A 13373-nucleotide genomic window follows, 5' to 3' on the forward strand; every position below is an offset into this window, starting at 1 on the left:
TTGCTTGCATCAAAGGATGGTGACATGGGGCGCTCCTTAGGTAGCTGCTCAACAGCGTCGAGGGTGCCACACGCTCGCCGCCGCCCATAGCATCTACAGCGCTATCGAGAGCGCGCTCGCGAGCGGCTTCGCTACCGCCGAGCTACACCACCTGTAGGGACGCGACCCAGATGGAAGGTTCCGCTTTCATCGAATCCTTGCGGCCGCATTTTTCGCAACGGACCTTTGCCCGCACCTGATCCATGGTGACGTTCCCCATCCCTCTCGGAGTTCGAGAGGGTTGTACAAGCGCTTATGTGCCCCCAGCTAACGCGGGCCACCTGCCCGGCACCAAGGTCGAGGCGCAGATCGCGATCGCGCACATAATGATGGGCGCCGGCCGGCCGCTCTGGCCTTGGCGACCCTCAGGCTGTTGACACCATGTCCAACAGCTTCGAACTCAGCTTACGACCCGATTAGAGGACAGCACATCTCGAAAGTGTCGTTTTGCGGGCCTATCGTGCAGTCCTCCATCGCTTTTCTGCCATTTTGACACGACCGGGAATTCGGAGGTAGCGGGTTCCCGCGAGCCGTTCATTGAGCCCTCCTGTGCCTTATATTGGAAACACCTTGAACATCACCTAGTCCGCTCCAGACTCAATCCATGGCTCGCGAAATAGGCATTGGCGACCAGGTGGCCATTACAGCCACGGTTCTGAGGCGGGGAGGACCGCGTAAGCGTCTCGATCCCAGGTTACGACTTCCCACATTCCATCATCGACCACACCAAGGTGAACCGAGGCCAGCAAATCGACCTAAAGGCGAGGTCACGCGCATCGACGAGGACGCTATGACGATCGACCTCGGGCCATTGGTCACGGTCGACCGTGAGAAGGTCCGGTTGGTGGAGAAGTATCGGTTGCCAAAACGACGAAAGGCACTTGCCGATGCGCCGGATTAGAACCGACAACATCGCGACAGGCTATGAGGGCAGGCCGCATGACGGGCCGGTAGAGGACGAGTCGAAGCACTTTGTCTACTGCCCAGTCTGCGGCCAAACGTTCGACGCGCGCGATCTTGGACAGGTATTCCACCACGCTGAGCCGCAGCACGAGCCGGTTCCGGTCGAGCAATAGTCCAGCTAGCGTGAACAGACCTGATGGCGCGCTGATCCACAGACATTCGCCAAAAGCCCGCGTCTCTGGATCGAGGAGACGCGGGCCGGATCGGAGTCAGCCGATCTTGCAGCAATATCGTATGGAGGATGTACCGCGTGCACCGAACCTTACCCACGCCCCGGTGTTCCACCTGGAGCGCAAAAAATCCCGCCGCACACTGCCAGGGCGGCGGGACCGATCAAGCGCCTTTGCACCAGGCAGGGACTTCGGGGGTGGGCTTTGCGAGGTGCGCGCGGACCGAAAGCGAACTTAGGGCAACAGCGGCAACGCGTCTACCAACCGCCGGTTGGAGGCGACAGGACGACTGGGCCACCGGCAGGTCAGGTCATCCCGGGTCGCTATCGCTCGCAACCAGATGGTGGGGGAAATGTTGCGGATATGGTCGTTGAAATAGCGGCCTTTGGCGAATGCGGCCCGGAACGCGGCAAAGGTTTCCGGCGGTACCCCCTCAAACTCGTACCGCTTACCGCTGGCCACGAACCAGACCGAGAGGATTCTTCTGTCGGGATCATATTCCGTTTTGCGTATCGATGTGGAGGGCATGACGGCGGCTCGAGTCGAAATGCAATCAACGAGCGGAGAGGCCGTCGCGTTCCTTGTGACTGTGGTGGTGCGGTGAGGCACGACGCTCAATGCGGAGCGCCGGCGGCCGCGATCAGCGCCTCGTCGAGAATCCACTTCAGCTTCGCCGAGCGCTGGCAAGCTTCATCTGCTTGCCGTTCGTACATGCCTGGAACGACAGGCAGCGGTCACGTACCCCATGCGGGGCAGCTTCAGTATGTCGCCGGGTGGGATGGCGAGGAAGCGGGCCAGTGCCAGTTGGACTTTGTAATGGAGCGCGCAGCGGCGAGCCCGTTGATCCGCTCGTTTCGCGTTCACGGTCCGTTTTCCTTGCGCCGGTCTTCGCGAGCCTTCCCCACGCATCGCTGCAGGATTTCGCGAGGTGAATTGAGACCCGCCACGACGCTGATCCTCTGCGACGGCCAAGGCCCGTTCGGCGGGCTCTATTCCGGAACAATGTCCTGTTCTGAAAGTTTCCTTAGATCGCAAAGGAGATTCGAGATGTCAGAAGGACGGGAATGGTTTGTCCAATGGCTTAGAGATGCTCATGCCATGGAAGAGCAGGCGGAAACGATGTTGAACGGGCAGTTGAGCCGTATCGAGAATTATCCCGAACTGAGCGACCGAATCCGACAGCACCTCGACGAAACCAAGCAGCAGGCTGCTCGGCTGAAGACTTGTCTCGATCAGATGGACGAGGGTTCATCCATGATGAAGGATGCTGGCGGTAAACTGACAGCGATGGCGCAATCGCTGAGCGGCGTCTTCGCTGGAGATGAGGTGATGAAAGGATCGCTCGCGAGCTACACGTTCGAGCAGATGGAAATCGCCTCCTACACGATCCTCATTGCCGCTGCTCGATCGCTCGGCGAAACAGAGGCTCTTCGGGCTTGCGAAGAGAATCTGCGAGAGGAAGTCGCGATGGCGGATTGGCTGAAAACCCGTCTTCCCTCCACGACCGAGCAGTTCCTTGCGCGGGCCGAAGCGGACAGCGACAGCGCCAAGCGGTGATCGGGTAGGAACGCTGCGTAACCGTGCGCCTTTGCGCGCCAAACCCAGAGCAGTCGCTCTGCCGATGCCGCTCGAGGCGCCGGCGACCACGACGACGGCTCCCGCAGGTCGGCCATTCGTCAACCTATCGGGATAGTTCCGGGCGGGAGTTGAGGTCCTCACCCTCTTCGGGATGGACGCCTACCCCTCGGCTGCACCGGCGCTTAGGCGCAGCATGAAACTGGCCAGCGCCAGCACCACGGCCACGACGTTGCCGACCATATGGTGCCACGCTGCATTGATGGACCGCACCCTTGAATTTCCAAGAAAATCGGTAAAGCCGGCCAGCGCCGCGGCAACGCTCATCAACAGGGCAAAGCCGAGCAGCCAGAAGGATGCTTCGGCCCAGAATGCATTGCCAGTCGACCAGAACACTAAATCCGACAGGAATACCGACACGAGCAACGCGATCGGGAAAGGGATCAGCATGGGTGAATCGGATGGCTGCCGATCTTTGCGGTGGTTGCAACGCCAAGCAAATGAGTTGCACGATCGTCAGCCATGCCCAACAACGTTGAAGGCGGCGCGAGGTTCCAAACCGGCGCGAACAGCATCAGTCAGCGCTAGAGTTGTTCTCAGCGGCGCGATGGGCAGCATCAAAACCTACGGCTCAACTAATCCGAGCCGCGCAGTCCGAACCGCCATTCGGCCTCGACGGCCCTTGGAAATGCCGATCCTGCGGCCTGTCAGAACGTGCTGCGTTCGCGCGGTGGCGTGACGTAGGCCTGGCTCGAGGATGATGCCCCCGACGCCGTGCAAAAGCCCCGGCCCTACTTGTTCTTTTTGAGGAGACGAGCTTCCCTCAGGATTGAGCCGCGATCGAAGCCGACCAGCGACATTATCTCGCGTATCTGGTGTTCGGATACGCCTGACTCTCGCGCGAGCTCGCTGACGATTTCAGGTTTCAGGCCGGGCCGCCCTTGTTCTTCCGCCATTTCACCAATGCCTCGTGTTGGGCCAAAAGTGCGATAGTCGCTCCCAAGCGTCAGCGGCATGTTGTGTTGCTAACGATTTGCTATTGTACGGTTTCGGACCAATTCTAGCCAGAGGATTCGCTCAGGCCTTCGCTTACCGTCCAAGCGCCTGCCGGGAAGCCGACAGAAGTTCTTCCTCGTCAACTAGTCCGGCCATGTAATTTGCAATGATCCGGGACGCCAGCGCTTCGCGTCGCTGTTCAGATAAAGCCTCGGACTTGAGCCGGTCGAACACGCGGCCCAGCAGCGCAGTTCCCATAGCCTCGGAACAATCCAGTTTCCAAAGACCGTCGACAAAAACAGAAATGCACTTACTAGGCGCTCTCTGCCGCAAGCCTTCCATCGCATTATTCTGCAAACATGTCGCAGTTCGTGACTGATCATTTCGCTCAGGGGCGAAATTCAGGGAAATGCAGCACGTCTTTCACGACAGCCGGTTCGGCCGATGGACGAAGGCTCGCTACCATCTTCTCGTTTTCCAACATTGATCTCGCTGCCGACCAGGCCGGTCCAGACTGCACGATGGCCGCTAGTAACGGCTCGATCACGCGCCATTCGAAGTCGGTCAGATCATAACGGCTCATGTTGAGCCTGAATCAGAATCCGGCGCGAGATGTAAGCCGCCAGTCGGCAAACGCCCAACTGTTGCCGTCCAACTCGGCACGGCGCCCCATAAGCAGCCGATTCATCTGCCGTCTGGCCGGCACCGAGCTGCCGAGGCTGAGACCTCCGGTCGGGCCACTTCCGCCAGGGCGAGGCGGATCGCTGCCCTCAGGTGGCATCCTCATGTGTTCGGGTTGCTGGCTCCAGGCGCGCGACCCCATCAAACAGACAGGCTAGCCGCGGCCGCGCCTTATTCGCTCTTGGAAAAGGTTCTGCAACAGGGTCCGGAAGGCACGCACGGCAGGGTTTGCGCGGCGGCTCTCCGGCCACAGTGCAGTGATAACGTGCCACTCGACGGCGAAAGCGGAAAGCACCGGGGCTAGCTCGCCGTGCGCCACATACGGCGCCGCGATGAAGGATGCGATGCTACCGATGCCGCCACCGGCCGCGAGCACCGCGACCACGGCATCGCTCACGTCGAGACCACGCCGGCGGTGGGCACCATCTCGATCTCGTGGCCGCCAATCCGGAAGGCCAGCGAAAGCTTTGACCTGTGCTCTGATATCGGAGGTTGACGAGGTCGTGCCCTCCAGATCGTCGGGGTGCATTGGCGTGCCGCGCGCTGCCAAATAGGCTGGCGATGCGAAGCAGCAGAGCCGATGCGGGGCAACTTTGCGCGACAGTAGGCACGAGTCCGCGAAGATCGCCGGTGCGGCCATCCCAGCTTTGGAATTCATGGACACTCCTGACCTTCCACCCAAATCTTGCAGCCAGTGAATAGGTTCGCAGCAGGGCTGGCCGGAGGAGTAGGACCACGAGTCCGGTTTACCCGATCCTTGCTCGAACCGGGCGTGGTTGAGGGAACTCTTAGTCAAGCCGTGGCTTATGTACGAATGTCGCTCCATTGGTTCTCTGCGCCGGTCTCCGTAAGGACCACCCGTCCTGGTATTGCCTATCAGTGCAACAACGTCGAGGGAGCCGCCGAGCAACTGTTGCAGTGGACCAAGCGTGGCCCCAAGTGGCACAGCGCAGTGCACTCTGCATGGATGCCATGATCGATCAGGTGAAACCCGAAGTGGTCCGCAGGGCGTTTCTCGAAGCGGCCAAGGAAGAGGGAAACCTTCTGCCGCCTTAACATCTGCGACCGAAAGCCCTACTCTTGGTCGGGCACGAAGCTGACAAAGTCTATCGTCGGCTCTGCAGCGAGACGGCGGTCGTAGAACTGGCAAGCGAGGACCATTGGATTGCCCACTACCGTTGCGCCTTGAGCGATAGTCAAGCTATCCGGCATTTTAGCTGACTTGCAGGGGATTTTGTCTGGCGCTCACTACCGATAATGACCTCTTATCGATAGTAACTTGACCAAGCCTTGACCAACCGGCGGAATCGACGCTATGGTCGCGCAAAATCGCGTTTATCGTGCAAGGCTGCGCTCAGCGCGACGAGAGTGGCCGTGGCGGAACACGGAGGCCGTAGCGTATAACGCCACACGAGGACGGAAAAAATGACCATCACAGTGAAAGTCGGCGAGGCCAAGACCCATCTGTCCGAACTGCTGGCGAAAGTCGAGGCCGGCGAGGAAGTGATTATTTCGCGCGGCAACGATCCGATCGCAAAACTCTCCCGAATCCACAAGGATAACCGGCTGGACGCCTTGATCGACGAGGTTCGCGCCGCGCGCGCCAAGGCGAAGCCCGTGACCACCGAAGAGATCCTGGCCTGGCGTCACGAAGGGCATCGCTACTGATGATCTTGGTCCTCGACGCCTCTTTTGCCGCTGCCTGGCTCTTGCCCGAGGAGCACAGTGAGGCGGCCGAAACACTGGTCGCGGGACTGAGAGGTCAATCTCCAATCCCTTCCCTGTTCTGGCATGAGGCGCGCAGCATTGTCCTGACGGCCGAACGGCGCGGGCGGATCGTTGCCGGCGAATCGATCGCCGCCATGGCGCGACTTCGCCGGCTGCCGCTTGAGGATGCGGGCGCCGGACGTGACGGCGCCATCATCGAGCTTGCCACCGCGCACGGTCTCAGCGCCTATGACGCCGCTTACCTTGCGCTGGCAATCGAAACCGCGTTGCCGCTGGCCACCCTCGATCGCAAGCTCGCAGTTGCCGCGCGCGGCCAGGGAGTTCGCATTCTCGGACCGCTCGCGAATGGCAACTGACCTCATCGCTCGGCCATCTGGCAATGGTGTTCGCCGCGCCGAGGCGCTCGACGCGCTCGATTTCCGTGCTGCCCTTCGACCGCCGCGATCTTTTGCCGGAAATCCTGACTGACGGCGATGTCGAGACCTGCGCCACCTGGCCAAGGACGGCATCGGCGCAAATTCTCTCCGGGCACTGGCCTCCGACCTTGGCTATCTCGAGGCCTGGTCGCTCGCCGCGACCGGACAGCCGCTGCCGTCGAGCGTCTGGGCTCTGAAAGCCCCTCCCCGCTTGAAGCCGGCTGCCGGCGTTGGTCAGGATGATGTCGCTGGCGACAGCACCTCTTCGAGCAGGGCTGTTGCAATGACAAGGCTATCAGCAGCCATTTCCTCTTAGTCTGGCATGATCATGAGCTGTGCGGCCGTCCGTCTGACAAACTCCGGATTCAGCTCTAAAAGCCGCTCCCATGTTCGAGCGACACGATCCGGAAATGCCCGGAGGGCGCCGACAACGCCGGCTCGATGCGATCGCGCGGCTGCTGCGATATCATGTCCCGCGGTCTGGCCTCCGAGCCTCGGTAATAAACCTTCTTGGAAATGATCTCGGGGATGGTCCCGCCAAACGACTATTCGAGTCCCAAACCTCCGGCGTTCTCCCGGAGCTGGTCGATCGAATCGGCAGCAATGGCGAAAAGCCGCCGCCATTCGGACGGACGACGGCTATTGACCTCGATCATCAGGCGGCGAGTTGATAGGTCTCGCCGGACCAGGCAGAGAAATGGGCAGCGAAAGCCTTCAGATCATCGATCGCTATCTGGTGCGCGGCGGCGAACTCAATCTGCTGCTCGACCGGCACTTCTCCAAGGAAGGCACTGACTTGCCCAGGGTACTGCTTCGCCAGATCTAGATCCGAAAGACAATGACCCAGCGCCACGCCGTCGAGTTGCACGCTGTAGGGCGCGTTCACTGTCGTCAGAACCAAGGCCAGATGCTCGGCATGTCCGCCCTTACGAAGCTGCAGCGCGAGATCGGCGGTGGCGCGATCGGTTCCCGGCCGGTGCTGGCGAAGCTGATGCGCGAGATAGCCGTATCGGACACACCGCTATGGCGATATGGCGCCCAGAATCTCCAGGATCGCCGCCGGCGATTAGCATCCAAGACGGTCTTCCACGCTTGCCTGGCACCCGCAATGGAAACGATGGCGGGCGCTATCGTGGCGAACAGGATATAATGCTCACTGGCAGCAAGCTGGTTGAGGAAAGCCCACCGTCATGAAGCCAATGAATGAAGAGCACCTCGCGGTCCTACGCAGGCACATGGTCGAGATGATTGCAATCCATACCGACCTTGCAAGCGAAGAACTCGGCAAGGCGGCGCTCGATGAACGGGTGATGGCAGCGATGGAGCGAGTGCCGCGGCATCTCTTCGTGCCAGCCTCGGTTGCACCTTATGCCTACCAGGACATGCCGCTGCCGATCGGCTTCGATAAAACCGTCTCGCAGCCGTTCATCGTCGCTCTCATGACCGATCTCCTTGCTCCCCAACCGCACGAGGCGGTGCTCGAGATCGGCACTGGCCTGGGCTTTCAAACCGCAATCCTCGCGGAACTCGCCGGGCAAGTTTGGAGCGTAGAAATCATCGAGGAATTCGCAAGCCATGCCGAGGCTCTGCTGCAGGGCCTCGGCTTATCCAATGTCGGCATTCGTGTCGGAGACGGGTCGCGCGGCTGGCCTGAGCACGCCCCATACGACAAGATCCTGGTCACCGTCGCAGCTGGGCGTGCGCCGCCGGCCTTGCTTGAGCAGCTCAAGCCGGGGGGACGCCTGGTTCTGCCTGTGGGACCTGAAGATGTGCAGTTGCTGACGGTCATCGACAAGGATTCGGCAGGGCAACTGAAAACTCGGAAACTCATCCCGGTTCGGTTCAGCCGGCTCGAAACGGTCTAATGAGGTGCGACAACTGGCGCGACGACGCTTTTCCGACCGTCGATCAGATGCCAGCCTTCCGCGTTTCTCCGCCCTTAGTGAACGCGAAAGAAAACCACCCGTTGCAGACTCCGAACAGAAGGCAGGTTGTTTTCGTGAGTGTCATCGGAAATGGAAAATAACAAATATCCAAGAACGGGCACAGCAAATTTTGCAGGCTGAAGCGGCAGCTATTCAAGCCGTAGAGCTAAACTCGGCCTTTGATGCCGCCATCAAAACCATAGAAGCCTGCCGGGGAAAGTGAACATCTCCGGCATGGGCAAGGCCGGATTTTCTGCTCATCGTTTTGCTGCGGTCCTCTGCTCGACTTGTACACCTGCGGCCTTTGTGCATCCGGGCGAGGCAGCACACGGCGACTTGGGTATAATTGGCCCTGAAGATTGCCTTTTTGCATTCTCCACTTCTGGAAAGACCCGACAGGTCATGGAAATGGTGGAGTTGTCCCGACATTTAGGCGCTCACAAGGTCGTTGCCGTCACGTCTCAGCAGAGTCTGATCCGCGACTTATCAGCGACATCATTATTGACTTGGGTGAAATCACGTGGGGCTCACGCCCAGTCCAATGTGGAGTCAATGTTCCGAGCCGATTGACACGTGATGTTCATTCGCCGGCGTAGTCGGGATCGACGAAGCGATCCGTGATCAACCCTTAGTGCCCAACTGGTGTTGCGCTCGTAACTAGTCTAGAGTGATGCGGTCCAAAAACACTGCGAGCGCACGCGGCTAGCGAACTTCGCGAGAGTTCGTTGCCAAAGTTGCGGCTCTGACACATCCTACGTCGGCGCCCTCCTGAATCGATCAAAAGCCACGGAACGCTAGGGTCGTGCGATCCTTCTTTGGCCCTCCCAACCTGACCCGATCAACCTCGCCAGCCGCCTTCCCCGCCTCCGCCGGCTCCGCTCCCGCCGGTCCCGGAGCCGCACCGGAGCAGCGATAACCTTTCCGGTCGCGCCGATGGTCCGACTGCTGGTCAGCAATCTGCGCTTCAGCACCGCGAAATCCGCTCGCCTAATTAGCAAGATGTGCCGGAGGGCTGGGCCTCAAAGACGAAAATCGGAATGCTATTGGGACCGACGCGACATGCGGTTCGCTGTGCCGACTTATCCCGATGATCCGACACTTGACTTGGTCCGGCGAGAGCTGGGAAGCCGGTTGCAGGCCACCTGCTGCTGAGCAATGATCTTGCCACACTTCTGCAGGCCTTGGCGTGGATCGTCTCGCCGAAGCCGGAAGACTTAACTGCCTGATGATGCTTGCAACTCCTTGATCTCACCGCAGTCTACCTCATTCAAACAAACGAGGACAGTAGGCAATCCTGCCTCTACCGTCTGTGGTCCTTCTGTCAAACTCGTGCGGGAGCAATTATTTTTGTGCGGAAATTGAAGCAACATGCAAACACTGTTGCAGTTCATACACTCGCATCCCGTAGGGGGGACATTCTCGAAGGACGATTGGGGTAACAACGATTTTCTCGGTGCTACCGCAAGAATTTACAAACCCCATTCGGTGATATGCCGCCAGGATGACAACAACGATGGGATATTCATCGTAAAATCGGGTTGGGCTCTACTTTACCGCGGACTACTGGACGGAGAACGGCAGATCATCGACACTCCGCTGCCGGGGGACATTGTCGGGTTCCGTTCCGTAGACGGACCCCGTCTAGCATCCCTGGCGTCCATAACCGAACTAGCTGTATATGAAATTTCCAGCAAGAAACTGGTAGAGGCCATCTTGTCGGAAGGCCGCCTTGGCAAGACTATCGCCTGCTCCCTGGCCCGCCTGAACGCCATCCTTGCCGAACACCTCATGAATGCCGGGCGGCGGAACGCGATGAGTCGCACCGCGCATTTCCTGCTCGAGTTGGAGGAGAGGCTCTCGATCGTTGGCCTGTCGGCCCATGGAAGATATGAGTGTCCCCTTACCCAGCACGAATTGGCCGATATCCTGGGAATGACCACCGTTCACCTCAATCGGACGTTGAGGGAACTCCGCAAGGCCGATCTCGTCGCTTTCAAGGCAGGCCATGTAGAGGTGATCAACCGCAAGAAGCTGGTCAGAACAGCCGGATTCGACAGCGAGTACCTCAGGTAAAGGTTATTCCCTCTAGCTCGGGTTCAATCGTGCCTAGGGCTTTCGCATCGCCCCCTGCGGCGCGGTGCGGGGCGCCAGTGCATGGGTCATCAGCAAAATTTCTGCTAGAAGACGACGGTGCGCCGTCGCTGGAGCAGCTCCACACGAGTTTTCCGGGCCGGTAGTGCGCGGCCTACCTGGCGGGCCGCGGTCTATCTTGATGAGGGCGGCCGCAAAGGCACGATTTTCATGACCGACGGCCCACCATGGTCTATCACGAGGAGAACATGCTGCCGAAATACATGCAAGCTGCCCATACACTACAGCAGATACAGCCGGGTTCTCGAACCTAAAGCGCTGGGCCACGGATGCCACGAACTGCGCCCTGGTCATGCCAATATCCACCCTCAGGAATTCTCGTCTACATCGCGAGGAACTACCGATCCTCCTCGAATGGCTGGTGGGATTGGGTTGGCTAAGTGGTCCCATTCCTGAGAATGTGCATCATCGCCAACCCGGTTAATCAACCTCCTAGAGGTATCCCCTTCCTTGGCATTCCTTGAGCGGTCGGGAGTCGTTTCGCCCGTGGCACATGGCCAAAGAGATTGAATCTCGCCGGTCCCGCGCGTCACGATCGAACTCGCGGGACCTTCAAGGCGGGGTGACGCGGTCTCAACACGTGTCCTCTCAGGAGAGACCGTCGACGTGAAATTTCCCAAAAATTAACTTATGTTAGAGAACGCTTATAAATAGACGATAGGCTGCACAAGCTGTTCTCGCTAGGGGGCGAAGAACTGCTGACGACGCCCGAGCTGGGTGAGCCTCACGCTTTCACAAGGCTGGGTATTCATACACAAGCGCATTCAAACACGGGGCTGAGTATTCAAACTTTCAGATTGCGAGAGAATGAGGGGTGTCTTGGCAGCCGCAACGCGGCTTGTGTGCGAAAAGATTGGGGATTGGCATGGGTTCCACAGCAGGACGGCATAACTACACTTCGCCCAATCGGTCAGGAGTCCTGTCCAGCGGAACGAAAAGCGTCCACGGTCAAGCAGGGAAAGGAGGCCTCCTCGTCCTGGACGGAAGGGCCCTAGACCGCGAGTGTCTCGCCCTTGCCCTCGCGGACCACGAACTCGGCATGGAAATCGCGGCCATGGGTTCGATAGATGAATGGCGCGTGAAGAAGGGCTCGGTCCCTCCCCTTGCAGCCATACTCTTGAACCTTGGCGGCCGGAAGGTCACCGATCATGGGATCGCAGACGAGATTAGGCATATTTCGTCCGAATTCAAATCAGTCCCTGTGGTTATCCTGGCCGACACCGAAGATCTTGCACACATATTGACCGCTCTCGAATGCGGCGCACGCGGCTACATTCCGACCTCGGTCGGAATCGATGTCTGTGTCGAGGCTATAAACCTTGCGGCAGCGGGAGGTATCTTCGTCACTGCGAGCAGTGTCCTTTGCATGCGCCACCTGATAGGTTCGGACAGCCGCGACACGCAGCCTTTGAAAGGCGTGTTCACGCTTAGGCAGGCCGAGGTCGCCCAGGCGCTCCGGCGCGGAAAAGCGAACAAGATCATCGCCTACGAACTGAACCTGCGAGAAAGCACCGTGAAGGTCCACATCCGAAACATCATGAAGAAGCTGAAGGCGACCAACCGCACGGAAGTCGCCTACAAGGTCAACGATCTCATCGCGAGAAGGAACTCTTCCTGAAGCGTTCCCAAGCAATAAGACTGCCCGCCTCGGGTGAATCCCGCGGGCCGTCTTAGTGACAGTCGCGGGATCTCCGTTGCAGTGAATGGCATCCGGGAAGCGCCCGAGATACAGGGGCCCGGTGCGGTTCGTTGCCCCGAGCTTCCTGATAGCATGCTGTAGGGATTTTGGCGGGGTGCTCCGAAGCCCGGGTTCGTCGCGATGATCTTGTTCTGCAGTCCTTTGGAAAGCTGCTCCAAGGGCGCGGTCGAGCGCGGTTGGGGTGCCATGTCTGGGACGCCGACGGGAACAAGTGCGTCGAATACAGATGACCCCCGGGTCCGGGGAGCATGCGGCCGTCGGAGCTCTCTGCGTTCGACCCCAACGGGCAAGCCGGCGTAGACATACCGTCCCCTGTTCCTGCGGGATGTTCGGGCGTGGAGTGCTCATACCGCTCTCGTCGTCAGCTACACTGCGCCGAGACGGCTGTCATGAGGACGTAAGGCCGCCGACGGCGCACTGCCGGTGATGAGCACGACCTCACTTCAGTTGCGGACCAATAAGGTGACGGTCCCCTGACAAACGGGTCTAGACTAAGTCCCGCCCGGCGAGGGTAGGTATCAGACATGGGCCGAAAGACTTCGCTGGGACCTGCATCGGCACGCAAGCCAAGAAGCTTCCGGCCGACAGGAAACTTGCCTTGCGGACGACCGATTGAGAAGGGAATGCGCGACTTCTGCCAGGCCGGAAGCTGACCGCAAGTCGGGTTAACTTTCTGCCGCTGAATCCGCCGATCCATCTGCACTATCAGGGAAAGTGTGTCTGGCCACCCATATTATGGCTTCTTCGATCGTATCGAAATTTTTGTGCTGCCCGCTCAGCAGCCCGAAGCCTGTCTCGAGGAACCATTTGCCCTTCGTGGAGTAGGCTTCCTCGTCGATCTGAGTAAGGACCGCGACCAGTTGATCCCATTTCCACACCAAAACCCCGGATTCTCCGCCCTCGACCGTTCCGATCCGCGCTGTTTTGAACGAAAATCCAGGAGCTATTTTTGCCTTGCCCACTTTGATGCATCCCTCAACTTCAAAATGGATAGTAGAAACGATCGGCTCGCATGGCTAGTTCTGTACTA

17 protein-coding genes and 1 pseudogene are annotated in these 13373 nt (G+C 59.3%); 10 read left to right on the forward strand and 8 right to left on the reverse strand.

Features of this window, described 5'->3' with window-relative positions; translation table 11 throughout:
• The first annotated feature begins 926 nt into the window (after window positions 1-926).
• A complete protein-coding gene (locus tag NKH17_RS30590) occupies window positions 927-1115 on the forward strand; it encodes a hypothetical protein (protein WP_352808395.1) in 189 nt (62 codons plus the stop codon).
• 291 nt (window positions 1116-1406) lie between these two features.
• Here NKH17_RS30590 and NKH17_RS30595 read toward each other — a convergent pair whose 3' ends face one another.
• Window positions 1407-1700 carry a KTSC domain-containing protein gene (locus NKH17_RS30595; protein ID WP_352808393.1) on the reverse strand — a complete coding sequence of 98 codons (294 nt, stop codon included), beginning with the start codon at window positions 1698-1700 and terminating at the stop codon, window positions 1407-1409.
• Between the two features lie 519 nt (window positions 1701-2219).
• Between NKH17_RS30595 and NKH17_RS33535 the strand changes: the two genes are divergently transcribed.
• Complete coding sequence (locus NKH17_RS33535) at window positions 2220-2729, forward strand: ferritin-like domain-containing protein (protein ID WP_352808392.1); 510 nt, start codon at window positions 2220-2222, stop codon at window positions 2727-2729.
• Window positions 2730-2909: 180 nt separating this feature from the next.
• Here the strand turns inward: NKH17_RS33535 and NKH17_RS30605 are convergent, their stop codons facing one another.
• The 5 genes from NKH17_RS30605 to NKH17_RS30625 all read right to left on the reverse strand — a co-directional run bounded on the left by NKH17_RS30605 (window position 2910) and on the right by NKH17_RS30625 (window position 5082).
• Window positions 2910-3197: a DUF2231 domain-containing protein gene (locus NKH17_RS30605; protein WP_352901874.1), complete on the reverse strand. Its 288-nt coding sequence runs from the start codon at window positions 3195-3197 to the stop codon at window positions 2910-2912.
• A 341-nt stretch (window positions 3198-3538) separates the two neighbouring features.
• Window positions 3539-3763, reverse strand: coding sequence for a hypothetical protein (locus NKH17_RS30610; protein ID WP_352808389.1), 225 nt, complete (start codon window positions 3761-3763; stop codon window positions 3539-3541).
• Between the two features lie 73 nt (window positions 3764-3836).
• Entirely contained in the window at window positions 3837-4085 is a 249-nt protein-coding gene (locus NKH17_RS30615) for a hypothetical protein (protein WP_352808387.1), read from the reverse strand.
• Between the two features lie 46 nt (window positions 4086-4131).
• Window positions 4132-4326, reverse strand: coding sequence for a hypothetical protein (locus NKH17_RS30620; RefSeq protein WP_352808386.1), 195 nt, complete (start codon window positions 4324-4326; stop codon window positions 4132-4134).
• Window positions 4327-4578: 252 nt separating this feature from the next.
• Window positions 4579-5082, reverse strand: a complete 504-nt coding sequence (locus NKH17_RS30625; protein WP_352808384.1) for a LysR substrate-binding domain-containing protein — start codon at window positions 5080-5082, stop codon at window positions 4579-4581.
• Between the two features lie 767 nt (window positions 5083-5849).
• On the opposite strand from NKH17_RS30625, the gene NKH17_RS30635 reads away from it, so the two are divergent.
• The 3 genes and pseudogenes from NKH17_RS30635 to NKH17_RS30645 all read left to right on the forward strand — a co-directional run.
• Complete coding sequence (locus NKH17_RS30635) at window positions 5850-6092, forward strand: type II toxin-antitoxin system Phd/YefM family antitoxin (protein WP_352592901.1); 243 nt, start codon at window positions 5850-5852, stop codon at window positions 6090-6092.
• Window positions 6089-6508: a type II toxin-antitoxin system VapC family toxin gene (locus NKH17_RS30640; RefSeq protein WP_352808406.1), complete on the forward strand. Its 420-nt coding sequence runs from the start codon at window positions 6089-6091 to the stop codon at window positions 6506-6508. The genes NKH17_RS30635 and NKH17_RS30640 overlap by 4 nt, the downstream gene beginning before the upstream one ends.
• A pseudogene (locus NKH17_RS30645) lies at window positions 6498-6746 on the forward strand (integrase); the annotation flags it as partial. The gene NKH17_RS30640 and the pseudogene NKH17_RS30645, both read left to right, overlap by 11 nt.
• Before the next feature lie 477 nt (window positions 6747-7223).
• Here the strand turns inward: NKH17_RS30645 and NKH17_RS30650 are convergent.
• Window positions 7224-7454 carry a hypothetical protein gene (locus NKH17_RS30650; protein ID WP_352808383.1) on the reverse strand — a complete coding sequence of 77 codons (231 nt, stop codon included), beginning with the start codon at window positions 7452-7454 and terminating at the stop codon, window positions 7224-7226.
• Window positions 7455-7484: 30 nt separating this feature from the next.
• Here NKH17_RS30650 and NKH17_RS30655 point away from each other — a divergent pair, with 30 nt between their 5' ends.
• The 5 genes from NKH17_RS30655 (at window position 7485) to NKH17_RS30675 (ending at window position 12262) form a co-directional block, all read left to right on the forward strand.
• Window positions 7485-7718, forward strand: a complete 234-nt coding sequence (locus tag NKH17_RS30655; RefSeq protein ID WP_352808382.1) for a hypothetical protein — start codon at window positions 7485-7487, stop codon at window positions 7716-7718.
• A 40-nt stretch (window positions 7719-7758) separates the two neighbouring features.
• On the forward strand, window positions 7759-8433 hold the full coding sequence (locus tag NKH17_RS30660; protein WP_352808381.1) for a protein-L-isoaspartate(D-aspartate) O-methyltransferase: 675 nt from the start codon (window positions 7759-7761) through the stop codon (window positions 8431-8433).
• A 279-nt stretch (window positions 8434-8712) separates the two neighbouring features.
• Window positions 8713-9063 (forward strand): SIS domain-containing protein, encoded by a 351-nt coding sequence (locus NKH17_RS30665; protein ID WP_352901881.1) that lies wholly within the window; start codon window positions 8713-8715, stop codon window positions 9061-9063.
• A 798-nt stretch (window positions 9064-9861) separates the two neighbouring features.
• The gene (locus NKH17_RS30670; RefSeq protein ID WP_352808377.1) at window positions 9862-10566 is read left to right on the forward strand and encodes a Crp/Fnr family transcriptional regulator; all 705 of its coding nucleotides are present in this window, start codon (window positions 9862-9864) and stop codon (window positions 10564-10566) included.
• A 943-nt stretch (window positions 10567-11509) separates the two neighbouring features.
• Window positions 11510-12262, forward strand: coding sequence for a LuxR C-terminal-related transcriptional regulator (locus NKH17_RS30675; protein ID WP_352808375.1), 753 nt, complete (start codon window positions 11510-11512; stop codon window positions 12260-12262).
• A 746-nt stretch (window positions 12263-13008) separates the two neighbouring features.
• Here the strand turns inward: NKH17_RS30675 and NKH17_RS30680 are convergent.
• Window positions 13009-13305 (reverse strand): hypothetical protein, encoded by a 297-nt coding sequence (locus tag NKH17_RS30680; RefSeq protein WP_352808373.1) that lies wholly within the window; start codon window positions 13303-13305, stop codon window positions 13009-13011.
• Between the last annotated feature and the right edge of the window lie 68 nt (window positions 13306-13373).

It is taken from the genome of Mesorhizobium sp. M1334, from assembly GCF_040317995.1.
Taxonomy (GTDB): domain Bacteria; phylum Pseudomonadota; class Alphaproteobacteria; order Rhizobiales; family Rhizobiaceae; genus Mesorhizobium.